Annotated in this window: 19 protein-coding genes; 8 read left to right on the plus strand and 11 right to left on the minus strand. The window is 54.6% G+C overall.

The annotated features are described in order from the left end of the window. Window positions 1-107 precede the first annotated feature (107 nt). Complete coding sequence (locus tag AC1UKS_RS11715) at window positions 108-1121, minus strand: AI-2E family transporter (RefSeq protein ID WP_013202070.1); 1014 nt, start codon at window positions 1119-1121, stop codon at window positions 108-110. Window positions 1122-1288: 167 nt separating this feature from the next. Continuing rightward, a complete protein-coding gene (locus AC1UKS_RS11720; protein WP_013202069.1) occupies window positions 1289-1630 on the minus strand; it encodes a helix-turn-helix domain-containing protein in 342 nt (113 codons plus the stop codon). Between the two features lie 431 nt (window positions 1631-2061). Between AC1UKS_RS11720 and AC1UKS_RS11725 the strand changes: the two genes are divergently transcribed. Together AC1UKS_RS11725 and AC1UKS_RS11730 are read left to right on the plus strand one after the other, a co-directional pair. Further along, window positions 2062-3168, plus strand: coding sequence for an efflux RND transporter periplasmic adaptor subunit (locus AC1UKS_RS11725; protein ID WP_482436946.1), 1107 nt, complete (start codon window positions 2062-2064; stop codon window positions 3166-3168). 20 nt (window positions 3169-3188) lie between these two features. Beyond that, window positions 3189-6350 carry an efflux RND transporter permease subunit gene (locus AC1UKS_RS11730; RefSeq protein WP_482433698.1) on the plus strand — a complete coding sequence of 1054 codons (3162 nt, stop codon included), beginning with the start codon at window positions 3189-3191 and terminating at the stop codon, window positions 6348-6350. Window positions 6351-6445: 95 nt separating this feature from the next. Here the strand turns inward: AC1UKS_RS11730 and AC1UKS_RS11735 are convergent, their stop codons facing one another. From AC1UKS_RS11735 to AC1UKS_RS11750, 4 genes are all read right to left on the minus strand, one after another. Next, window positions 6446-6574, minus strand: a complete 129-nt coding sequence (locus AC1UKS_RS11735; protein WP_482433700.1) for a hypothetical protein — start codon at window positions 6572-6574, stop codon at window positions 6446-6448. A gap of 34 nt (window positions 6575-6608) precedes the next feature. Further along, window positions 6609-7091 (minus strand): RrF2 family transcriptional regulator, encoded by a 483-nt coding sequence (locus AC1UKS_RS11740; RefSeq protein ID WP_206401348.1) that lies wholly within the window; start codon window positions 7089-7091, stop codon window positions 6609-6611. 212 nt (window positions 7092-7303) lie between these two features. Further along, window positions 7304-8176, minus strand: a complete 873-nt coding sequence (locus AC1UKS_RS11745; protein WP_482433702.1) for an NAD(P)-dependent oxidoreductase — start codon at window positions 8174-8176, stop codon at window positions 7304-7306. 151 nt (window positions 8177-8327) lie between these two features. Then, window positions 8328-9185 (minus strand): helix-turn-helix transcriptional regulator, encoded by an 858-nt coding sequence (locus AC1UKS_RS11750; protein ID WP_482433704.1) that lies wholly within the window; start codon window positions 9183-9185, stop codon window positions 8328-8330. Between the two features lie 117 nt (window positions 9186-9302). Here AC1UKS_RS11750 and AC1UKS_RS11755 point away from each other — a divergent pair, with 117 nt between their 5' ends. Then, a complete protein-coding gene (locus AC1UKS_RS11755; protein ID WP_482433706.1) occupies window positions 9303-10721 on the plus strand; it encodes an MFS transporter in 1419 nt (472 codons plus the stop codon). Window positions 10722-11004: 283 nt separating this feature from the next. After that, a complete protein-coding gene (locus AC1UKS_RS11760) occupies window positions 11005-12192 on the plus strand; it encodes a sugar transporter (RefSeq protein WP_105759072.1) in 1188 nt (395 codons plus the stop codon). 49 nt (window positions 12193-12241) lie between these two features. Here AC1UKS_RS11760 and rhaM read toward each other — a convergent pair whose 3' ends face one another. Genes rhaM through rhaB form a run of 4 tightly spaced genes read right to left on the minus strand, consistent with a single transcriptional unit; the run spans window position 12242 to window position 16123 of the window. Then, complete coding sequence (gene rhaM, locus AC1UKS_RS11765; protein WP_482433708.1) at window positions 12242-12556, minus strand: L-rhamnose mutarotase; 315 nt, start codon at window positions 12554-12556, stop codon at window positions 12242-12244. After that, window positions 12546-13388: a rhamnulose-1-phosphate aldolase gene (rhaD, locus tag AC1UKS_RS11770; RefSeq protein WP_482433710.1), complete on the minus strand. Its 843-nt coding sequence runs from the start codon at window positions 13386-13388 to the stop codon at window positions 12546-12548. Before rhaD ends, rhaM begins: the two co-directional genes overlap by 11 nt. 9 nt (window positions 13389-13397) lie before the next feature. Next, entirely contained in the window at window positions 13398-14654 is a 1257-nt protein-coding gene (locus tag AC1UKS_RS11775; RefSeq protein WP_265910389.1) for an L-rhamnose isomerase, read from the minus strand. Continuing rightward, on the minus strand, window positions 14651-16123 hold the full coding sequence (gene rhaB / locus AC1UKS_RS11780) for a rhamnulokinase (protein ID WP_482433713.1): 1473 nt from the start codon (window positions 16121-16123) through the stop codon (window positions 14651-14653). The genes AC1UKS_RS11775 and rhaB overlap by 4 nt, the downstream gene beginning before the upstream one ends. 299 nt (window positions 16124-16422) lie before the next feature. Here rhaB and rhaS point away from each other — a divergent pair, with 299 nt between their 5' ends. Both rhaS and rhaR read left to right on the plus strand, forming a co-directional pair. Continuing rightward, window positions 16423-17250, plus strand: a complete 828-nt coding sequence (rhaS, locus tag AC1UKS_RS11785; protein ID WP_482433715.1) for an HTH-type transcriptional activator RhaS — start codon at window positions 16423-16425, stop codon at window positions 17248-17250. A 59-nt stretch (window positions 17251-17309) separates the two neighbouring features. After that, window positions 17310-18128 (plus strand): HTH-type transcriptional activator RhaR, encoded by an 819-nt coding sequence (rhaR, locus tag AC1UKS_RS11790; RefSeq protein WP_482436952.1) that lies wholly within the window; start codon window positions 17310-17312, stop codon window positions 18126-18128. Window positions 18129-18214: 86 nt separating this feature from the next. Here the strand turns inward: rhaR and rhaT are convergent, their stop codons facing one another. Next, complete coding sequence (rhaT, locus tag AC1UKS_RS11795) at window positions 18215-19249, minus strand: L-rhamnose/proton symporter RhaT (RefSeq protein WP_013202053.1); 1035 nt, start codon at window positions 19247-19249, stop codon at window positions 18215-18217. A gap of 369 nt (window positions 19250-19618) precedes the next feature. Here rhaT and aldA point away from each other — a divergent pair, with 369 nt between their 5' ends. Next, window positions 19619-21058: an aldehyde dehydrogenase gene (gene aldA / locus AC1UKS_RS11800; protein WP_482433717.1), complete on the plus strand. Its 1440-nt coding sequence runs from the start codon at window positions 19619-19621 to the stop codon at window positions 21056-21058. 583 nt (window positions 21059-21641) lie between these two features. Further along, window positions 21642-22685 carry an acyltransferase family protein gene (locus AC1UKS_RS11805; RefSeq protein WP_482433719.1) on the plus strand — a complete coding sequence of 348 codons (1044 nt, stop codon included), beginning with the start codon at window positions 21642-21644 and terminating at the stop codon, window positions 22683-22685. Window positions 22686-22691 lie beyond the last annotated feature (6 nt).

Here is a 22691-nt window from a genome sequence, read left to right on the forward strand (position 1 = left end):
TATTGTCTGATCCTTCATAAAGGGTTATCGACTGCGGAGCGCAGGAACTTTAAGCTGGGGGGATGCTATCGGGTGAAGCGGGCCTGATATCAGGCCCGCAACAAGGATTAAATCAGACGGGCAATGCGCAGCTCGCTTTTCAGGTAGGCGTAATAGACCGGAGCCGCGACCACCCCGGCCAGACCAAAGGCGGATTCAAACACCAGCATCGCCAGCAGGATTTCCCAGGTTTTAGCATTGATCCGCGAACCAAAAATTCGCGCGTTGATAAAGTATTCCAGCTTATGCACCAGCATCAGGAACACCAGCGAGATCACCGCCGCTTCAAGGGAAATCGACAGGCCAATCAGCACAATCACCGTATTGGAGATCAGGTTGCCGATAATCGGCAGCAATCCGGCGACAAAGGTTAGCACCACCACCGTTTTGCCAAACGGGAAGTGCAGGTCAAACAGCGGCAGCACGCCGAACAAGAAGCCACAGGTCAGCACCGTATTCACCAGCGAGACCTTAATCTGCGCGAAAACCACATTGTGGAACGAGTCCGCCAGTACGGTCAGGCGCTCGAGCAGCGCATGGCGCAGCGGTGCATCCTGCGTATCCACATTGCTGATGCGCAGGGAGATGATGGCCCCCAGCAACATGCCAATCAGCATGGTGGCAAAGGTATGGGCCGCTGTACGACCAAAGGTCTGGACCACCACCAGATGCTCGCGCAGCCAGGTGACCACCTGATGTTGCAGCTCATCAATATCGGCCGGTAAATAGCGGGAGACCACCGGAGAAAGCGTGCGCTGGGCGTCTTCCAGCAGTTTGCTGGCCGCCGCATGGAACGCTGCCGGGTTCTGGAAATCATTCAATAAGAAGCCGATCAGCTTGCTGACACCAACCACCAGCCCCAACACAATGATCACGGTGAGGAAGAAGATGATGATCCAGCGGGCAATCGGCCCTTTGACCAACCGCTCCACCCACGGCGTCAGGGCCAGGATGGTTTCGTAAACGATAAATCCGGCCAGAAAACAGGGCAGCAGGCGTAACGGGAAAATCATAAAGAGCGCGGCGAAAATCAGTAGATAACTGGCCGCCTCGCACCAACCCTGTTTGTTCTGTTTCCACATCAATGACAATTCCTGTCTGAATAATAATAAAAATCAGCGTGATTCAGACAGTATACAATGCGTTGCGGCTATCGGGCGGAATAAACAAGACGAGTCTGAGGTGTGGACGGGGCAAATGGCAGAAATCACAGCGGGCAGAGACGCCCGCTATTGAAGAGATGCGCAGTTTATGAACAGGCGCTGACCTGAACCTGGCGACGCCATGCGCCCGGAGACTGGCCAAACTGACGTTTGAAGCTGCGGTTGAACGACTGCTGGGAATCAAATCCAAATGAAATCGCCACATCCAGAATCGGCTCACCACCCGTTGCCAGGCGCTCAGCAGATTTTTTCAGACGTCGTGCGCGGATATATTCGCCCAGTGCGTAGCCGGTGTGCTGCTTGAACATCCGTTGCAGGTGCCATTTCGAATACCCGGCCCGATCGGCAACGGTATCCAGATCCATTTTCCCTTCGATGTGGGTGTCGATCCACTTTACGAGATCGGTAATAAAATCATCATGGCTCATTGCGCTTCCCCTTTTAATGCTTTTTGTTTTAGCCTGGCTTGACCTCTCCCCCGCAGAAGGGTAAAAGGTAACTTTAATGAATGCATATCTCCAAGTTAAAGCAGCCGACCGCTTAATGCAAGTTTAATTGTTGCATTAAATGCGATTCGCTGGCACTCTCCTCTTAATCGCCTCACTCTTGTCCCCTGTTTTCTTGCCGTTTACATTTTGATACGGGTATTGACAAGAAAATGCTAAAAGCAACAATAACACTTGCACTTAATTTACCCTCTCTCTACAATCCCTGCGTTTAGTGTATTTATCATAAGTACATTTTATGCATTATGCCGTGCTCCTTTTTTCACGTCGTCAGCATCTGCAAGGGATTAATAACCATGAAATCTTTCACCTCATCGCACCTGCGCCTCAGTGCGCTGTCGCTTCTCTCAGCAATGTGGCTGGCGGGCTGCGACTCCAAAGGGGCTGAACAGAGCGCACCGCCTGCCCCGCAGGTCAGTGTCGCTGAGGTTCAGCAACAAACCGTCAGCCAGTGGGATAACTTCAATGGCCGCATTGAAGCGGTGCAGAGCGTCCAGCTGCGCCCGCGCGTGACCGGGTATATCGATAAAGTGAACTACACCGAAGGCCAGGAAGTAAAAAAAGGCGACGTGCTGTTTACCATTGATGACCGTACCTATCGCGCTGAACTGGAACGCGCCCAGGCCGATCTCGCCAGTGCCATCACTCAGGCGCAGCTGGCCCGCAGCGAATCCGGCAGGACCGAGAAGCTGATTGGCACCCAGGCAATTTCACGTGAGGTGTGGGAACAACGGCGTTCAGCCTCAACGCAGGCGCAGGCGAACGTGCTGGCGGCGCAGGCCGCAGTGGATATGGCACGCCTGAATCTCGATTTTACCAAAGTTACCGCGCCGATTGATGGCCGCGCCAGCCGCGCGATGATCACCTCCGGTAACCTGGTGACCGCCGGCGACAGCAGCAGCGTGCTGACCACGCTGGTGTCGCTCAACACCGTGTATGTCTATTTCGACGTCGATGAAGCCACCTTCCTGCGTTATCAGCGCATCAGCCGTGAAGGCGAAAGTGCCGCTGCGGCGCATCACGCGCTGCCGGTGAAAATCGGCCTGGTCGGTGAAGAGGGCTATCCGCATACCGGCAAAGTCGACTTTACCGATAACCAACTGACTGCCAGCACCGGCACCATCCGCATGCGCGCGCTGCTGGATAACGATCAGCGTCTGTATACGCCAGGGCTGTTCGCCCGCGTGCAGCTGCCGGGCCGCGCCGACTTCCCTGCCCTGTTAGTCAATGACAAAGCGGTGCTGACCGATCAGGACCGTAAGTTTGTCTGGGTGATTGATGCGCAGAATAAAGCCCAACGTCGCGATATCCAGCCTGGCCAGATGGCTGATGGCCTGCGCATTGTGCAGCGCGGCCTGACGTCCGGCGATCGGGTGATTGTCGACGGTGTGCAGAAAGTATTTATGCCTGGGATGGCGGTAAATGCCAAAACGGTGCCTATGGCGCCAGCCTCCCTTTAATCTAAGCTGCGGGAACTGTTATGGATTTTTCCAGATTTTTCATCGACCGACCGATATTCGCGGCCGTGCTGTCGATTCTGATCTTCGTCTCCGGGCTGATTGCCATTCCGCTGCTGCCGATCAGTGAATACCCTGATGTGGTACCGCCCAGCGTGCAGGTGCGTGCGGAATACCCCGGCGCCAACCCAAAAGTGATTGCTGAAACCGTGGCGACGCCGCTGGAAGAAGCGATTAACGGCGTCGAAAACATGATGTACATGAAATCGATTGCCGGTTCCGATGGCGTGCTGGTGACCACCGTCACCTTCCGTCCGGGAACCGATCCGGATCAGGCACAGGTTCAGGTGCAAAACCGCGTGGCGCAGGCCGAAGCGCGTCTGCCGGAAGATGTGCGCCGTCAGGGCGTCACCACGCAGAAACAGTCGCCGACCATGACGCTGGTGGTCCATCTGGATTCACCGTCCGGTCGCTACGATTCGCTGTATCTGCGCAACTACGCGCAGCTGAAGGTGAAAGATGAGCTGGCGCGTCTGCCGGGCGTCGGCCAGGTGCAGATTTTCGGTGCCGGTGAATATGCCATGCGTATCTGGCTGGATCCGACCAAGGTTGCCGCGCGCGGTATGACCGCAGGCGATGTGGTGTCGGCGATCCAGGAGCAGAACGTGCAGGTGTCTGCCGGGCAGCTTGGCGCAGAGCCGATGCCCAATAAAAGCGATTTCCTGTTGTCGATCAATGCGCAGGGACGTCTGCAAAACGAAGAAGAGTTCGGCAATATCATCCTGAAAAGCGGCGAAGACGGGCAGATTGTTCGCCTGCGCGACGTGGCCCGCATTGAAATGGGTTCGGGCAGCTACGCCTTACGCTCGCAGTTGAATAATAAAGACGCGGTAGGGATTGGTATTTTCCAGGCACCGGGCGCGAACGCCATCGATCTGTCGAATGCGGTGCGGGCGAAAATGGCCGAGCTGGCGACCCGTTTCCCCGATGGCGTCGAGTGGAAAGCCCCTTACGATCCGACTATTTTTGTACGTGATTCAATCAGTTCTGTGCTGCATACCTTGCTGGAAGCGATTCTGCTGGTAGTGTTGGTGGTGATCCTGTTCCTGCAGACCTGGCGCGCCTCGATTATTCCGTTGCTGGCGGTGCCGGTGTCGGTGGTCGGGACCTTCTCAATCCTGTATCTGTTGGGCTTCTCGCTTAACACCCTCAGCCTGTTTGGGCTGGTGCTGGCGATAGGGATCGTGGTCGATGATGCCATCGTGGTGGTGGAGAACGTCGAGCGAAATATCGAAGAAGGTCTGGAACCGCGGGCGGCAGCGCATCAGGCAATGCGCGAAGTGTCGGGTCCGATTATCGCCATTGCGCTGGTGCTCTGTGCGGTGTTTGTGCCGATGGCCTTCCTGTCAGGCGTGACCGGACAGTTTTACAAGCAGTTTGCGGTGACCATCGCTATTTCCACGGTGATCTCAGCCATCAACTCCCTGACGCTCTCTCCGGCGTTGGCGGCGCTGTTGCTGAAACCGCATGATGCGAAGAAGGATCGCCCTACCCGGATTATCGATGCGCTGTTCGGCTGGCTGTTCCGTCCGTTTAACCGCTTCTTTAACCGTAACTCTGCGCGCTACCAGGGCGGCGTGTCCCGCATCCTGAAGCGCCGTGGCTCGGTGTTTGGCGTCTACATCCTGTTGCTGATTGGTGCCGGCGTGATGTTTAAAGCGGTGCCAGCGGGCTTTATTCCGACTCAGGACAAGCTCTACCTGATTGGCGGCGTAAAAATGCCGGAAGGATCGTCGCTTGAACGCACCGATAAAGTGATCCGCCAGATGAGTGATATTGCGCTGCACACGGAAGGAGTTGCCGATGCGGTAGCCTTCCCTGGCCTTAACGCGCTGCAGTTCACCAATACGCCGAATACCGGCACGGTGTTCTTCGCGCTGAAACCGCTCAATCAACGCACGCGCTCCGCGTCTGAGATTAACGCCGAAATCAACGCCAAGCTGTCGCAGATTCAGGAAGGCTTCACCTTCTCGATCATGCCACCGCCCATCCTCGGCCTCGGCCAGGGTGCCGGTTATTCGCTGTATATTCAGGATCGCGCGGGATTAGGCTATGGCGCATTGCAGGAGGCTGCCAATGCCATGGCCGGCACCATTATGCAAACGCCTGGGCTGCACTTCCCGATCTCCACTTATCAGGCCAACGTGCCGCAGCTGGATGCGCAGGTTGACCGTGACAAGGCCAAGGCGCAGGGCGTGGCGTTGACCGATCTGTTTGGCACGCTGCAAACCTATCTGGGGTCGTCTTACGTTAACGACTTCAACCGTTTTGGTCGTACCTGGAAAGTGTATGCGCAGGCCGATGGTCAGTTCCGTGACAGCATTGAGGATATTGCCAACCTGCGCACCCGCAATGCAAACGGAGAAATGGTGCCGATTGGCAGCATGGTGCATATCGGCACCACCTATGGGCCCGATCCGGTGATCCGCTATAACGGCTTCCCGGCGGCGGACTTGATTGGCGATGCCGATCCGCGCGTGCTCTCTTCTGCCGAAGCGATGCAGGCGGTGCAGCATATTGCCGACCAGATCCTGCCTAACGGTATGAACATTGAATGGACCGACCTGAGCTATCAACAGTCCACTCAGGGCAATGCGGCGATTATCGTTTTCCCGGTGGCGGTGCTGCTGGCGTTCCTGGTGCTGGCTGCGCTTTACGAGAGCTGGACGCTGCCGCTGGCGGTGATCCTGATCGTGCCGATGACCATGCTGTCCGCGCTGTTTGGCGTCTGGCTGACCGGCGGGGATAACAACGTCTTCGTGCAGGTGGGATTAGTGGTGTTGATGGGGCTGGCCTGTAAAAACGCCATCCTGATCGTCGAGTTTGCCCGTGAACTGGAAATGCAGGGACGGACTATCGTTCAGGCCGCGCTGGAAGCCTGTCGCCTGCGTCTTCGCCCGATCGTGATGACCTCAATCGCCTTTATCGCCGGGACCATCCCGCTGATGCTGGGCCACGGTGCCGGTGCCGAAGTGCGTACGGTTACCGGCATCACCGTGTTTGCCGGGATGTTGGGCGTCACGCTGTTCGGCCTGTTCCTGACGCCGGTGTTCTATGTTGCCCTGCGCAAGCTGGTGAAAAAGGAAGAACCCGCTGCAGAACCGTCACCGGCCTTTGAAGGCTAATCCTTAACTTCCGGGGTAAACGCTGCCCCGGTTGATCCGGGACGCTAAGCGCCTCTACGCAAAAAGCCGGACAACATTACGCTGTCCGGCTTTTTTTATGCGCCAGGCATCACCAGACTCAGACGAATATTGAAGGGAGCCAGTTCCAGCGCCAGTGATTCCGTAAAGGCATTCACCGCCAGAGGACGCGTCGGCCTGGTGACGGACGTAAAAAAACCGGGCATCCTTGTGGATGTCCGGTTTCTTTTTACGGGAGGGCTAGCTTTCAGCTTCTTCGCGGGCGCGTGTTGCCTCGCAGCTGCCTTCCGGTTCGCGCCTGTCGCGCTCGAAAATTTCTCTTAACGCATCTGCGACCGTGCGCTTAGCCAGCACGTCCAGCGAAGCCTGTTCAGCTTCTCGCGCCAGTTCCTTGAAGAACCAACAGGTGTTGGCACTGACCAGACAGCGGGCAGGCACTTCAGGGCGCCCTGCCAGTAACGGCTTGTCTTCCAGCACAGACGTATAGATATCACATAAGGTGATCTCGTCTGCCGGTCGGCCAAGACGAATGGTCCCGGCCCGGCCTAGTGTGGAAACAATAATGCCATCGCGAGTCAGCGGCACCATCATCTTGCGGACAAAACTGGGATTGGCCTCAAGGCCCATCGCCAGAATTTTGCTGGTGCTGCGTTTACCTTCCCGCTCCGCCTGGGCCACACAGAGCACCATTTGTAAGGCTGTAGGAAAACGAATATCAAGCATGTTCAGATCCTTGCTTTTAGCTGTGCATCACCGTTTTTGCGGCGGTCTTAAAAAGCATTAAAAATCAGTCAACTAGTAAAAACAATACCTGTTTAATATAACAAATACTGTTGCACTTTAGAAGGTTCTGCCTAAGCGATTACTGCTATTCCCCTTATCATTATGATATTTAGGGGATTATGGCTGAGCCGATCGTCGACCGGCTCGCTTTTTTAGCCGGACTTATCACTAAGATAGCGATAAACCACCGACAAATCTTTCTCTCCATAGCCTGCGTCCACTGCATCCTGCCAGACGTCTGAAATTAAGTTGAGGCCAGGCAGCTCACTGTGTTTGGCCGCAGCCAGTGCCAGATTAACGTCTTTTAACGCCCATGTAAGATGCATTTGTGGGTCATAAGTTCCCTCTTTCATCATCTCCAGCTTACCTTTTACATAAGGCACCGCCAGCGGACCACCGTCCAGCACCGACCACAGGTCATCCGGCGTGAAGCCAAACTCTTTCGCCATCTGGGTACTTTCTGACAGGCCCTGCACCATCGAGATCAGCCAGGCATTCACCACCAGCTTCATTTTTGAAGCGGCACCCGCTTCGCCCAGCCATTTGGTGCCTTTTGAAATGGCGGCAAAAACGGGCTCAACCGCGGCAGCACGTTGACGATCGCCGCTGGCAAGCACCACGATTTGGGCGTTTTCAGCTGGGGTTTTGGTGCCGGAAACCGGCGCGTCGAGGAACACCACATCAGGGCGCTGCTGCTGGAAGGAGGCAATCAGTTTTTCAGTCGACTCTACGCCAATGGTGCCCATTTGCACCACAATCGCGCCGTTTTTCAACGCGCCCTGCGCCTGGCCCAGTACCGATTCCGTGGTTTGCGCATCGGCCAGCATGGCGATCACCACATCGGCCTGTTCTACCGCCTGTTCAGGGCTGTCCGCCAGCTTCAGTCCTGCACCCTGCAGATCTTCGCCGCGGGCTTTGGTTCGGTTCCAGCCAGAGGTGCTATAGCCATTTTTCACTAAATTAGCGGCGAAGGCGTGGCCCATCGCGCCTAATCCCAATACTGCAACAGTGGGACGTTGAGTCATTACTGAATTCCTTATGCTGAGAAACGGGAGCGACATTGCTGCCGCCTTCACTGACCAGGGTAGCGCAATGCGCGGGCGATTGCTTAACCTGAGAGGGGGAAATTGCGCCCTGAATTGGTAAGAGGGTGTGAATTAGCGCGGCAATTATCCGCTAGCTGTCAGCGGTGATCTGGCTTAACGCTGCAGCGCTGTTTTCATCTTCCGGGATATAAACCAGCAGACGCTCACCGTTTCGTGGTGCGGAGAACCAGTTATTTTGCCGCAGGGTTAATGCACCTACTTTAGGATGGAAGAAGCGTTTAACCTGATTTTCAATCGCCCGAATTTCGTAACGCTCCCAGATATTGCGGAACTCATCGGAACAGGCCAGCAGGCGATCCACCATCGATTTCCAGTGCGGGTCTTCAAGGTTATCGCCCATCTGCGCGCGGAACCTTGCCACCATATTCGGCATCACCGTTTCCCAGTCCAGCATGGAATCCCGCCAGGCCTGACTGGTGAACGCCAGCAAAATGCAGTTTCGGTCTTCCGGAGGAATAGCCTGTAAATCCAGATTGACCAACTTCTGCCACGCCTGGTTGTAGCCAATGATATCAAAGCGCGCTGACTGAATAACGGCGGGTAACGGATGCAGCGCATCGAGGGTGATTTGCCCATGCGCCGACACTTTCGCGCAGAGTCTCGCTGCCGCCTGTACCGGATACTGATGACCGGCCAGCGAAAACAGATGTTGGGTTTCCGCTTCGTTACACTGTAACGCTGAAGCAATCGCCGTCAGCGTTTTATTGGAGGCTTTGATCTCCCTTCCCTGTTCCAGCCAGGTATACCAGGTGACGCCAACGTCGGCCATCTGCGCGACTTCTTCCCGCCGCAGGCCCGGCGTACGGCGGTTTCGCATGCGCGGAAGCCCCAATCGGTTAGGATCCAGGCTTTCCCGACGGCGGCGCAAAAAGGCCCCCAATAACTGACGGTTATTTTCCGCAGCAGGAATAACGGTAATCTCAGGCATGTCGGGCTCTCCAGGGCATACGGGTAGCATTTATACCATGATAATCAAAAACTGGTACCCGTTTCACAGATCGCTGATGCTATGCCTCATTCCGATTGCTGACAAGGTTTTTACCTGATGAACAACGCCTCCGATTCTCCAACGCTGGGCCGCAGCGGCCTGCTGGTCTTACTGGCGGGGCAACTGCTGCCGATGATCGATTTTTCCATCGTTAACGTGGCGCTGGATGCCATGTCCACCGCCCTGCACGCCTCACCGATCCAGCTGGAGCTGATCGTGGCGGTGTACGGCATTGCCTTTGCCGTTAGCCTGGCAATGGGCGGTCGAATGGGTGACAACTATGGCCGCCGCCGGGTGTTTACGCTGGGCGTGGTGGTATTCGGTATCGCTTCGCTGCTGTGTGGCCTGGCGAATTCCGTCTGGCTGTTGCTGGTGGCCCGCGCATTACAGGGTATTGGCGCGGCGATGGTGGTGCCGCAGATCCTCGCCACGCTGCACGTCTGTCTGCACGGGCGCGCCCATGCTCGCGCAATTGGCCTTTACGGCGGCATCGGCGGGCTGGCCTTTATTATCGGACAGGTGCTGGGCGGTTTCCTGATTGCCGTCAACCTTGGTGGCTATGGCTGGCGCAGCGTGTTCCTGATTAACATCCCGCTCTGTGTCCTGATCGTGCTGTTTGCCGCTAAAAGCATTCCTGAAACCAAAAAGTCGCAGAAGGTTTCCATCGATTTGGCTGGCACGGTTCTCCTCGCCAGCGCCATTGGCTGCCTGTTATTAGCGCTCGCGCTGGGGCCGTTGCTGCACTGGTCCTGGCCATGCATCCTGCTGCTGGCCGCCTTCCCGGTATTGCTGCACCGTTTATGGCGGGTGGAAGTGAAGCTGGAACTGCAACAAGGGCACCCATTGCTGCCGCCGGGCCTGATGCGCCTGAATGGCGTGCGCTTTGGTCTGTCCATAGCGGTGCTGTTTTTCTCCTGCTGGAGCGGGTTTATGTTTGCCGTGGCGCTTACCCTTCAGTCCGGCCTGGGTATGACGCCCTTCCAGTCGGGTAACGCCTTTATTGCATTGGGCGTGGCCTATTTTATTGGCTCGCTGTGCACCACCCGCGTGGCAGAGAAGTTAAGCCGCATCGCGATGCTGTTGACTGGTTGTGGTATTCAAATGATCGGACTGCTGGCACTGATGGCAACCTTCAAAACCGGCTGGCCTGATGTCGGCATTGATTCGCTGATCCCGGCAACGGCCTTAATTGGTTTTGGTCAGTCGTTTATCGTCAGTTGTTTCTATCGTATCGGCCTGTCAGATGTGCCGAAAGATCATGCCGGTGCGGGCAGTGCGATGCTGTCTACCGTACAGCAGGCAGCGTTTGGCCTGGGACCGATGCTGTTAGGTACCGTTTACAGTCAGGTATTACAACAGCATGGCAGTTACCAGCAGGCGGTATTGCTGACGTTGGCCGTTGAATGGATTGTAATGCTGCTGTTGGTGATCCGAGCGGTGGCGACACGCCGGAGTTTACAGGTTCAGCCTGGTTAAGGACGGTAAGCCGTTAAGCAGGCCCTGGGCTGCTGGCTGAATTGGTCGGATAACTTGTTTCCCGCCGACAGCCAGCCGTTTTTTTGCCTCAAAGGCATTATCAAGACTCATATAAGGTCGTTGTGGCCTTTTTATTGGCGATGAGTCCGACAATTATACTGATTTACAAAAAAGGGCACTTTTTCGGTGTCATCTGGCGGACAAATAAAACACAATACGCGCTTAATTTCTTAGATTCCGCCCGATGTGGAATTAACTTTCTATCAACAAGTCGTTAACTCCAATGCAATCTACTAATCCTGTTTCACGCAAGACAGCGTGGCTACGTGTCTTCATGTTAGCCATTGCCGCATTTATCTTTAATACCACCGAGTTTGCACCGGTCGGTCTGCTGTCTGACATTGCGGCCAGCTACAATATGAACACGGCACAGGTCGGGTTGATGCTGACCATTTATGCCTGGGTCGTTGCCTTGCTGTCACTGCCGATGATGCTGCTGACGCGCAATGTTGAGCGTCGCTTCCTGCTGATTGCCATTTTCACGCTGTTTATCGCCAGTCACGTGCTCTCGACCTTTGCCTGGAGTTTCAATATCCTGGTACTGTCGCGTATCGGCATTGCCCTGTCTCATGCCATTTTCTGGTCGATTACCGCGTCTCTTGCGATCCGCGTAGCGCCGGCGGGCAAAAAGACCCAGGCATTAAGTATGCTGGCAACTGGCACCGCGCTGGCGATGGTATTAGGCCTGCCGATTGGTCGCATGATTGGTCAGTACCTTGGCTGGCGTATTACTTTCGGGGTGATTGGATTCGTCGCGCTGGTGACCATGCTGTGCCTGGCGAAATTATTGCCGAAGCTGCCAAGTGAGCACACTGGCTCACTGAAAAGCGTGCCGATGTTATTTAAGCGCCCTGCTCTGGTTTCGCTTTATTTACTGATTGCCGTCGTTGTGACCGCCCATTATACCGCCTACAGCTATATCGAGCCGTTTATTCAAAGTGTGGCGGCGATGGGTGCCAACTTTACTACCTTCCTGCTGTTGATATTTGGTGCAGCCGGCATTGTCGGTAGCATTTTGTTCAGTACGCTCGGCAATAAATTCCCGGCGGCATTTTTACTGGGTGCCATAGCGCTAATTACCCTTTGCATGCTGACGCTGTATGTTTCGGCCACCCATACGTTGGCGATTTCCACGCTGTGTATTTTCTGGGGCATGGGAATAATGATTATCGGGCTGGCGGTGCAGGTTCGCGTGCTGGCGCTGGCACCGGATGCAACCGACGTCGCCATGTCGTTACTCTCGGGGATTTATAATATCGGTATTGGCGGCGGCGCGTTGCTGGGTAATCAGGTTAGCCTGCATCTGGATATGCAGAATATTGGTTACGCTGGCGGTACGATTGGCCTGCTAGCGCTGGCCTGGTGTGCGTGGAGCATGCGGCGTTATCCGCAGTTACGCATTAACGGCTAAGCGGATTTAAGTTAAAAAAAACCACCTTTTCAGGTGGTTTTTTGTTTTGTCAGTCCAGATAAAACACAGACTTGAGCTCAGTACTTACCGGGCTGTTATCCGCGTTAGACGGCATCAGTTCACACATCGATTGCCACCAGCGCTGGCATACGTCGGTTTGTGCCACCGCATTCCAGCGCGCTTCTGATTCTATCTCCACTACCCCAAACAGCAGGTTGCGCTGCGCATCAAGAAAGATGCTGTAATGATGCGCGCCATGCTCCTTGAGGGTTTGCGCCAGTTCAGGCCAGATCGGGTTGTGCCGCTGCTGATACGCCTGATGCTTATCCGGATGAACCTGCATCACGAACGCTTTACGCAACATGAGGATGACGCGCCTCCAGTGCAGCCTGCCACGGCTTAACGTTGAAGCGTTCGCCCAGCGCAATCAGCTCTGCGGTGGTGATACTCTGCTTCATGCCGCCCATCGACAGCACTTTTACCACCACTTCTGACGATTTTTCCGCGGTATCAATCAGACCAAAGGTCTCATCAAGCGTCGGCCCCGCGCCAAAGATGCCGTGGAATGGCCACATCACCAAGCTGTGGGACGCCATCTGTTGAGCGGTTTTTTCGCCGATGCCGTCAGTGCCAGGCACCATCCACGGCACGATGCCCACGCCATCGGGGAAGACCACCAGGCACTCGGTACTGCCTTCCCATAGCAGGCGGGTGAAGCGGGCAGAATCCAGCTCAACCACATAACTTAGCGACATAAAGTTGGTGGCGTGACAGTGCATGATAACGCGATCGGCACCGTCACTGGCCTTGATGCGTACGCTGTGCGATTGGAAGTGAGAGGCCAGTTCAGACGTCGGTAACCCGCCGTTGGTCAGCCCCCAATATATGCTGTAGGCGCGGCCATCTTCGCTGACCCGCAGCAGCACCAGGCTGTCGGCGGGATCCAGCTGCACATTGCGGAAGAACTTGCCCGATCCGGTCACCAGGAACCAGCAGTTGGCCAGTGCCGGAGCCGGTTGGGTCAGCTCAACGGTACGTGGCTCGCGATCGAAGTCCTGCGCAAAAGGTCTGACTTCTTCGTCCAGTAAACGCAGGCTGACATTACCGCCATTGCGCTCATCCCACCCTTTCAACCACATATCGCTGGTGGCTTTAACCATGTCCCGCACAAACCAGGCACTGAGAATATTTTGCATGTTTAATCCTTAACGTTTGCTGAGAACGTGTTGTTCATAATGGCGGACATCGCCTAACCAGCCGGCACCGGCTGGAACATCGTGACGCAGACAGTAGGCTTCCCATACGGCCTGCCACGGTAGAGATTTTTGCTCTTCATACAGCGCCATACGCGTGGTGTAATCCCCTTCCAGCTCGAGCTTTTTCAGGGTATCTACCGGCTCCAACAGTGCCCGTAACAGGGCCTTTTTCGCATTGCGGGTACCGATCACCCAGGCCGCGATACGGTTAATAGAGGCATCAAAGAAGTCCAGGCCGATATGCACTTTGTCGAACAGCTTCTGGCGGACGATTTCATTGGCAATGGCCTGGGTTTCATCATCCAGCGCCACCACATGGTCGCTATCCCAACGCACCGGGCGACTCACATGCAGCAGCAGACGCGGAACGTAAAGCATCGCCGTGGAGATTTTGTCAGAGACCTGCTCAGTAGGATGGAAGTGACCGGCATCCAGGGTCAGCGCCGTCTGACGGCTGCTGGCATAGCCCAGGCAGAACTCATTGGATCCCACGGTGTAGCTTTCCGCACCAATGCCAAACAGCTTACTTTCCACCGCATCGTAATGATGTGCGGGGTCGATCTTCTCGCTGATAATCTCATCCAGCGAGTTCATTAACCGTTCGCGCGGGCCAAAACGATCGATGGTTTGATCCTTCATGCCGTCCGGAACCCAGATATTCATAATTGACGGCGTTCCCAGCTGTTCACCAAAGGAGGCGGAAATTTTCCGGCTGGCCTTGCAGTGTTCAATCCAGAACTGGCGGATTTCCGGGTTAGGGTGCGCCAGGGTAAAACCATCCTCACTGAGCGGATGCGAGAAACAGGTAGGGTTGAAGTCCAGACCGAGCTTATTTTTCTTCGCCCATTCAACCCACTGGCTGAAATGTGCAGGCTTGATGTCGATACGATCGACCGGGCTTTCGGCATCCAGATAAATAGCATGCAGATTCAGACGCTTCGGTCCTGGGATCAACGCCATCGCCTGATCGAGGTCGGCACGCAGTTCGTTAGCCGTGGTGGCTTTGCCCGGATAATTTCCGGTGGCCTGGATACCGCCCGTTAGCGCGCCCTGCGGATTTTCAAAACCTTTTACATCGTCGCCCTGCCAGCAGTGCATGGAAACGGGTAGCTTATCCAGCTGGGCCATCGCAGCGTTGACGTCAATGCCAATTTCAGCGAAACGCTGTTTCGCCAGCTCAAACGCCTGTTCGATTGCTCGGGTCATATACATAGCTCCTTTGCCTTGTGTGTCAGTGACTGGAAACGCGGCCAACTGCGGCGATACACGTCACTGGCGTGAGGGGTAAACGTTTTAAGAGAGAAGTTTTGTTTCATCAGCTGGCGCAGATGCGTGACGTCCTGAATGTCACCACGGGCAATCAGCTGGATACCAATATTGCCGAGGGTAGAGGCTTCTATCGGGCCAGCGATCACCGGGATGCCGCAGGCATCCGCACAGAGTTGGTTGAGCAACGGGTTCTGACAGCCTCCGCCGACAATATGCAGCCAGCTAAAGGCGTGGCCCCGCAGGTCCTGAAGTTCATGAAGCACCTGGCGATAAAACAGCGCCAGGCTGTCGAAAATACAGCGGGCAAGCGCTGGCGCATCCGTCGGCGCAGGCATTCCTTGCTCAACGCAGGCATCCTGAATTTCCCGCACCATATTTGCCGGGTTGATAAAGCGGTCGTCGTTGGGGTTGATCAGCGAGCGGCAGGCCGGCTGGCGCTCGGCGGCGGCGATCAGTGCACATAAATCTTCGATTGCCAGCTCGCTGCAAACGCGCTGAAGTAACCACAGACCCATAATATTTTTCAGCACCCGATAGCGGCCTTCCGCGCCGCCTTCGTTGGTGATATTCAGTGCCAGCGCAGCGTCACCGGTAAAGGGCTCCAGGCTTTCAAACCCCATCAGCGACCAGGTGCCTGAGCTCATCCACGCGGCGTTGGTTCCGGCGACGGGCGCTGCCAGCACGGCACTGGCGGTATCGTGGGTGGCAACCGCAATTACCGGCACCTGCTGGCCGTCGGCACTGGTCCAGTGGCCGAGTGGCGTCCCAGGTTGCGAAGGTGCGCCAAACCAGCTGGCCTTTGCACCGGTCCACTCCAATAGCGTCTCGTCCCACTCTCCGCTCTCAATGTTCAACAGCTGGGTGGTGGTGGCATTGGTGTATTCCCAGTTCAGCTGGCCAGTTAAACGATAATGAAGGTAGTCCGGGATCATCAGCGCATGCTTGACCCGATCCAACCATTCAGGCCTGGAGGCGGTCAGCGCACGTAGCTGATAGAAGGTATTAAAAGGCAGGAACTGGATGCCGGTATGCTGAAAGATCGCCTCGCGGGATAACGCCTGACAGGCTTGCTGCATAACACCCTGGGTTCGGCCATCGCGGTAGGACACCGGCAGACCAATCCTTTCGCCATTTTGGTCCAGCAGAACATAGTCCACGCCCCAGGTATCTATGCCGATACTGTCAGGCACAATGCCCTGCTCGACCAGCTTGTTTAATGCGCTTTTAATGAATGCTTCCAACGCATCTACATCCCAGCACTGCTGCTCATCAAGGGTGACCAGTCGGTTCACACAACGCGCCACTTCTTCCAGTTGAAGATCGCCCGTTTTGGTATCAAAACGGGCCAGCATCACGCGGCCGCTGGAGGCACCGAGGTCGATGGCAACACAATTTCGCAAGGTCATAGCATTGGCTTCCTTTCTGTTTGATAGCCACAGTCTAAAAGCCTGACGAACTGACACCTTCCCGTAACTGCCAGCCGTGGTCGACCACTGGCAACCTGGCAAAGGTGAACGTGAATCAGCTCACAGTTTTGTTTTTCAACCGCTTAGGCTGCCGATGTGACATGCCGCGCAAATCTGTTATTCCCTTACGCCATTCTTAGAAATACAGCTGTTTTGCGGCTAATTGCTGTCGAAAATTCAAGGTCAGCGCCCCGCGTCGGGCAGTAGACTTGCCCGATGATTGCTAAAGAGGAAAGATCATGACCGTCTTGCACAGCGTGGATTTTTTCCCGAGCGGCGGACTGCCGATAGCCATAGAACCGCGTGCCCCTCAGGGGGCGTTTCCCGAGCACCATCATGATGATTTCCATGAAATTGTGATTGTCGAGCAAGGAGCGGGCATCCATATTTTTAATGGCGAGCCGCGTCCGTTATGCGGTGGTTGCGTCTGCTTTGTGCGCAATCACGATCGCCATCTGTATGAAAATACTGACAAGCTGATCCTGACCAATGTGCTTTACCGGGGGCCAGAAGCCTTTCGCTTTGTCACCGGTTTTCAGCATCTTCTGCCGCAGGAGTCCGAAGGCAATTACCCTTCTCACTGGCGTATTGGCAACAGGGTGCTGACGCAGGCTAAAGCGCTGATTGGCGATTTGGGCAAGTCGCCCGATCGCGCCGGGTGGGAGAACCAAGCCGAACAGGAGATGCGTTTTATGCAGCTGTTGGTATTGCTTCGCCGTGGGTGCAGTGAATTGCCAGGAGACGATCAGGATGATCGGATGCGCGGATTGCTCAACTGGCTGGCCGAGCATTTCAGTGAAGAGATTGACTGGGAAGCGCTGGCAACCCGCTTCTCGCTGTCGCTACGCACCCTGCATCGCCAGTTAAAACAACAAACTGGCAGCACACCGCAACGTTATCTGAATCAACTCCGTTTGTTGCAGGCGCGTCATTTGCTGCGTCACAGTGAAATGCGCATTACTGATATTGCTTATCAGTGTGGATTTGGTGACAGCAATCACTTTTCCACACTGTTTAAGCGCGAGTTTGGCACCTCTCCGCGTACCATCAGACAAAATGATCTGTGAGGTGAACCTTGACGCCAACCCTTCGCCTGGCGAAAGCCGACTATTTTCCTTCTGACCTGATGCCTGTGGCGGTTGCTGACCGCGCGCCACAGCCCAGCTTCCCACCGCACATCCATGAATTCAGCGAGTTAGTAATCGTCTGGCGGGGCAACGGCCTGCATGTGATGAATGACAAACCCTGGCTAATCACCTGCGGGGATTTGTTCTACCTGCGGCCAGATGACTGTCACAGCTTCCAGTCGGTTAACGATCTGGTGCTGGACAACATTATCTACTGCCCGGAACGCTTCACGCTTGGACTGGATTGGAAAAACTTCCTGCCGGAGAGTGAGGATTCGGCCTGGCGCCTGACCACCCGCGGGATGGCGCTGGCCCGCGGAGTGATCCAGCAACTGATGCAGGAGAGTCGGAAAAGCGACCAGCTCTCCAGGCAGCTGACCGAAACCTTATTCCTGCAGCTGGTGTTGACGTTACAACGTCACCGATATGCCGCAGACAGCGCATGGCAATTACCGGAAGGTGAGCAGTTGGATTTGTTGATGTCCGCCATTCAGGGACAGATCGCCAGCAACTTTGACCTCAGCGCATTTTGCCAACAGCATCAATTGTCTGAACGTGCATTGAAGCACCTGTTTCGCCAGCAAACCGGAATGACGCCTGGACATTACATTCGCCAGCTGCAGCTCTGCCGGGCGAAGGTTTTACTGCGCAGCAGCGATTGCCTGATCGGTGAAGTGGCCGCCAGATGCGGCTTCGATGACAGTAACTATTTTTCGGTGGTGTTTACCCGCGAAACGGGCTTAACGCCCAGCGCCTTCAGGCAACAGTTTGAACATGGCAATCAACGTAAAATGCCTTTTGTCCGACATGAAGGATAAAGGCAGGCAGGAAGGAAGGAACAGACGGCACCACGTCCCTGTGGTGACGGTGACAACCTCGGACATCCTGCCCGCTCAGGCTTGCCTCAGGACATCATGCCCATTCCGACGATATTCGCTGCAAGGATAATCACCGCGCAGCCGCCGCAAAGAACGCTGACCGGACGACGCCCGACATTTTTCCACTCCTTTAATACCAGCCCAACCAGACCACCACATAGAACGTAGAAGCTCATATGCAGCATCCAGCTGATAAAGTCATATTCCGCAGGAATGCGGGCATGGCCCCAGGCATAGAAGAAGAACTGCAGATACCACATGGTGCCGCCCAGCACGGAGAGCAACACGTTGCTAATCAGCATGGATTTGGCCACTGAAAAATCTTTTCTGACCGAAAGATCGGATTTTGTTGCCAGGCGAATAAAGCAGAAGCCAAGGTTAACCAGTGCACCGCCTCCCATGATCACCACATAGCTTGGCAGTGCGGTATAAAGCGGGTCGATACCCAATGCCGCCGCCGCATCATGCATCGGTTTAGCGGCATTCATCGCAAAGGACATGCCGGCCGAGAAGATGCCGCAGATTACCGCCAGCACCAGGCCTTTTTTCAGGTTGAACTCTTCGGCGGTAATGCCCATCGCCCGCTCTTTTAATAAGCCCGCGCGCGAGACGATAGCCACGCCAATCAGCGCAACCAATACGCCAAGCAGCGTTAGCCTGCCCCCTGCGGAGCTGAACAGTTCGACGAAGCGGCCCTGCAGTAACGGCGTCATCAGCGTGCCCACCACCAGGGTGATACCGATGGCAATACCAATCCCCATCGACATGCCCAGATAGCGCATGGTCAAACCGTAGTTGATATTCCCTACGCCCCACATGGCGCCAAAGAGAAAGACAGGCAACAGCTGAGAGAGCGAAAAGCTGCTGTAGTACCCCCAGAAGTTTGGCAGCAGAACTGCACTAACCGCCCAGGGTAAAACGATCCACGATGCGATACCGCCGACTGACCACATGGTTTCCCATGACCAGTGACGGACTTTTTTAAACGGAGCATAGAAGCAGGCGGCGCTGGCCGCGCCCACCAGATGCCACAGGATGCCTGAAAGGATTGCTTGATTCATTATTATTTCCTTCGTAGGAGGGTGAGGTGCCCGGTATGCGCAGTCTACGAAGGATCGAACCGCGGGCACCTTATGCTGACTGCCCGCTGCGGCAGAAACCTGGCAAAATTCAGCGCCTACTGCTGACCGCGATCACAAATCCTGATTCTGAGGATAGTCAGTAAAAATCGCTTTGCGCCCTGATAATCCCCTCATTTTAAAGCGTTAATTGCTTTATTACTGTGAGGCCCTGCCGTTCTTTTAGATTCTGCCAGTTCCCTCGACGTAATGGCAGTCAGGTAAAGGTCATCGCGCATTTCCTGCGGCAGAATTTTATAACGCAACATTTCATTAACCTCACCATAAAATAGTGTTTACGGAGAATCTGCCATGACCGCACGCCAACATCGCCTTTATATCAATGGCCAGTTTGTAGAAAACCGCAGCGGACGCTGGATTGATGTGATTAACCCCGCGACGGAAGCATTGCTCTCTCAGGTGCCGGAAGGCAACCGTGAAGATGCTGACCGTGCAATTGACGCCGCTGAAGCAGCACAGCCCGCCTGGGAAGCCCTTCCTGCCGTGGAACGGGGCAACTGGCTGCGCAAAATTTCTGCCGGTATCCGCAGCCGTGAAGCAGAAATCACCGCCACCATTGTTGCCGAAGGCGGCAAAACCCAGCAACTGGCGCAAACGGAAGTGCTGTTTACCGCAGATTACCTCGACTATATGGCTGAGTGGGCCCGCCGTTATGAAGGCGAGATCGTACAAAGCGATCGGGTGAATGAGACCATCATGGTATTTAAAAAAGCGATTGGCGTTACCACCGGCATTTTGCCGTGGAACTTCCCCTTCTTCCTGATTGCGCGTAAAGCCGCCCCGGCGTTAATCACCGGTAACACCATCGTGATTAAGCCCAGCGAACTGACGCCGAATAACGCCATGCTGTTTGCCGACATTGTTGACCAGGTGGGTCTGCCTGCGGGCGTCTTTAACCTGGTAACCGGTTATGGTCCGGAGGTCGGCCAGGCGCTGGCCGCCAATCCCAAGGTCGGTATGGTCAGCCTGACGGGTAGCGTCAACGCTGGTATTGCCACGTTGCAGGCAGCGGCGCCGAATATCACTAAAGTTTCTCTTGAGTTGGGCGGAAAAGCACCTGCAATAGTGATGAATGACGCAGACCTGGAGTTGGCGGTTAAAGCCATCGTCAGCTCCCGAATGATAAATACCGGGCAGGTTTGTAACTGTGCTGAGCGGCTCTATGTTCAGCGCGACGTTTATGACGAGGTTGTCACGCGTCTGGCGACCGCTTTCGGCCAGGTAACCAGCGGCAATCCGGCAGAACGTAGCGATATCGATATGGGCCCGTTGATCTCCGCCGATGCCCTGATGCGCGTTGAACAAAAGGTCGCGCTGGCGGTTGAACAAGGCGCGACAATCGTCACCGGCGGGAAACGCAGTGGCCAGCGCGGCTATTTCTTCGAACCGACGCTTCTGACCAACGTGTCTCAAAAAATGGCGATTATTCAGGAAGAAACTTTCGGCCCGGTGCTGCCGGTTATTCCTTTCAACACCCTTGAAGAGGCGATTGAAATGGCCAATGACAGCGAGTATGGCCTGACCTCCTCTATTTTCACCCGTGATTTGAACACCACAATGCAGGCACTCAAACAGCTGAAGTTTGGCGAGACCTATGTGAACCGCGAGAATTTTGAGGCGATGCAGGGGTTCCATGCCGGCTGGCGAAAATCAGGTATCGGCGGCGCCGACGGCCGCCACGGTCTGGAGGAGTACTTACAAACTCACGTGGCCTATCTGCAGTATCATTAATCCACATTGTGTTTCCAGTAATGAAGCAGCCGGCGGGGTTTTACCGGCTGCTTCCGGTCATATCAGGCCATGCCGCATTCATTCAGCCCACTTATACCGAGCTCCAGGAATAGTCCCATAGTTAAGGGGCCTTAACTATTCATGATGACCGGTTGTGTTCCCCGGCATTTTGGCAGAAGCTGCTAATCATTTGTCGGCGTTAAATCCTCAGTATTAGCACTGTGTTGCCTGAATTCAGCACCTTGCTGACGGTTAAACAAAAAACAATTATTAGCGCCATTTATTACTTGCACACTTAATCCAAAATTAATTAAAGCAACAGGTACAGGAAATTCCTAAACTAATTAAAGTTGTATTTTACATATGGAAATAAATGATTAAATCAGGTTAATGTATCACCTCACACAGAGCGCGTTTGAGCTTATGTGTTGAAAGAAAGACACACACAGCAATCTCATTACAAAGAGGCCAATAAAGGCCCAATGATAAAATCCATCAATATACTATTCCAAAAATGGATATGCTCCCTGCCCCTCACCGTTCTGCGGTGAGGGGTTTCCTACACAGCGCCGGGGTCATTTACATGAAAAATAACTTACTCTCTATTACCTGGCTGCACGCCGCAGCCTGTTTATTGATCGTACTCTGCAACGCAGAAAGTTTTGCCGGTAAATTAAGTGACGTGAAATTTTCAGGTTTGGCAGGTTATGGTTCTTCAATCGGTCAGCTGGGTGTTTTTCTTTTTTTTATGAGCAGTGGTTATCTTATTTCAAGCCTGCACTGGAATGACTTTGGCGAAGGAAAGGTTATTCCGTTTATTAAAGGAAGGCTGGTAAAAATATTGCCGGTTTATTATTTATTCACGCTGGTCACTATTGTGTTTTGGGTGATGCAACCCTCGTGGTTTCCATCTACAACCGTAGAACCTGTGGATAATATCCTGTCACTGCTTTTTATTCCTTCGGTCTACATTAAAGAGCTCGGTGCGTTGACGCCGGTGCTTTCCTCAGGATGGATATTCTGCTACGAGATGTTGTTTTATCTTATTTTTTCGACTGGCTTATTGCTGGCACGCCGTTCTGGCCTGACCTTGATTTTCCTCAGCATGATTGTGCTGGCCGCCGCCAGTTTACTGGTTCCGAGCGATAACCCATGGTTCCAGTTCTATACCAATCCCATAATGCTTTATTTTCTCAGCGGTGTTTTTTGTTTTGCCATACAGCCGAGATTGACGATACCCTGGTTCCACAGCGGATATTCGCTGCTGATGGTGGCCTTCCTGGTTATCGTTGGGACAACGCTTTCCCAGGGTTTCCTGCAACTGGTGGTGCTGACCCTGAGCTTCTTTATTCTGACGTTTTTCAGTTTCCGCATCAGTAAAACCTCTTCTGCGGGTCGCGTATTAACCGCCGTCGGTCTGGCTTCCTATTCAATATATGTCTGCCATCGCCTTTTAATGGGGGCACTGGTGGAAATCCTTCAGTTGATTATTCCATCGGGCAGCGGCCAGACTATTCTGTACCTCGCGATGGCGCTGTTATTGGTTGGCTCAGTCGGCTTCGGTTATCTGGTTTACTGGATGATTGAACGCCGTGCCTCAGTGATCCTGCAGGTAAAAGCGGGTTAAACGATC

It is taken from the genome of Erwinia sp. AK-PDG3-5, from assembly GCF_056821705.1.

What these genes read in the sequence shown, in the direction of transcription:
- AC1UKS_RS11755 (WP_482433706.1), top strand. Translation starts at nt 9,303, where the DNA reads ATGAACAACGCCTCCGATTCTCCAACGCTGGGCCGCAGCGGCCTGCTG.
- AC1UKS_RS11750 (WP_482433704.1), bottom strand. Translation starts at nt 9,185, where the DNA reads ATGCCTGAGATTACCGTTATTCCTGCTGCGGAAAATAACCGTCAGTTA.
- AC1UKS_RS11730 (WP_482433698.1), top strand. Translation starts at nt 3,189, where the DNA reads ATGGATTTTTCCAGATTTTTCATCGACCGACCGATATTCGCGGCCGTG.
- AC1UKS_RS11760 (WP_105759072.1), top strand. Translation starts at nt 11,005, where the DNA reads ATGCAATCTACTAATCCTGTTTCACGCAAGACAGCGTGGCTACGTGTC.
- rhaD (WP_482433710.1), bottom strand. Translation starts at nt 13,388, where the DNA reads ATGCAAAATATTCTCAGTGCCTGGTTTGTGCGGGACATGGTTAAAGCC.
- AC1UKS_RS11745 (WP_482433702.1), bottom strand. Translation starts at nt 8,176, where the DNA reads ATGACTCAACGTCCCACTGTTGCAGTATTGGGATTAGGCGCGATGGGC.
- aldA (WP_482433717.1), top strand. Translation starts at nt 19,619, where the DNA reads ATGACCGCACGCCAACATCGCCTTTATATCAATGGCCAGTTTGTAGAA.
- AC1UKS_RS11720 (WP_013202069.1), bottom strand. Translation starts at nt 1,630, where the DNA reads ATGAGCCATGATGATTTTATTACCGATCTCGTAAAGTGGATCGACACC.
- AC1UKS_RS11715 (WP_013202070.1), bottom strand. Translation starts at nt 1,121, where the DNA reads ATGTGGAAACAGAACAAACAGGGTTGGTGCGAGGCGGCCAGTTATCTA.
- rhaR (WP_482436952.1), top strand. Translation starts at nt 17,310, where the DNA reads ATGCCTGTGGCGGTTGCTGACCGCGCGCCACAGCCCAGCTTCCCACCG.
- rhaS (WP_482433715.1), top strand. Translation starts at nt 16,423, where the DNA reads ATGACCGTCTTGCACAGCGTGGATTTTTTCCCGAGCGGCGGACTGCCG.
- AC1UKS_RS11735 (WP_482433700.1), bottom strand. Translation starts at nt 6,574, where the DNA reads ATGCCCGGTTTTTTTACGTCCGTCACCAGGCCGACGCGTCCTCTGGCG.
- AC1UKS_RS11805 (WP_482433719.1), top strand. Translation starts at nt 21,642, where the DNA reads ATGAAAAATAACTTACTCTCTATTACCTGGCTGCACGCCGCAGCCTGT.
- rhaB (WP_482433713.1), bottom strand. Translation starts at nt 16,123, where the DNA reads ATGACCTTGCGAAATTGTGTTGCCATCGACCTCGGTGCCTCCAGCGGC.
- AC1UKS_RS11740 (WP_206401348.1), bottom strand. Translation starts at nt 7,091, where the DNA reads ATGCTTGATATTCGTTTTCCTACAGCCTTACAAATGGTGCTCTGTGTG.
- rhaM (WP_482433708.1), bottom strand. Translation starts at nt 12,556, where the DNA reads ATGTTGCGTAAAGCGTTCGTGATGCAGGTTCATCCGGATAAGCATCAG.
- AC1UKS_RS11775 (WP_265910389.1), bottom strand. Translation starts at nt 14,654, where the DNA reads ATGACCCGAGCAATCGAACAGGCGTTTGAGCTGGCGAAACAGCGTTTC.
- rhaT (WP_013202053.1), bottom strand. Translation starts at nt 19,249, where the DNA reads ATGAATCAAGCAATCCTTTCAGGCATCCTGTGGCATCTGGTGGGCGCG.
- AC1UKS_RS11725 (WP_482436946.1), top strand. Translation starts at nt 2,062, where the DNA reads ATGTGGCTGGCGGGCTGCGACTCCAAAGGGGCTGAACAGAGCGCACCG.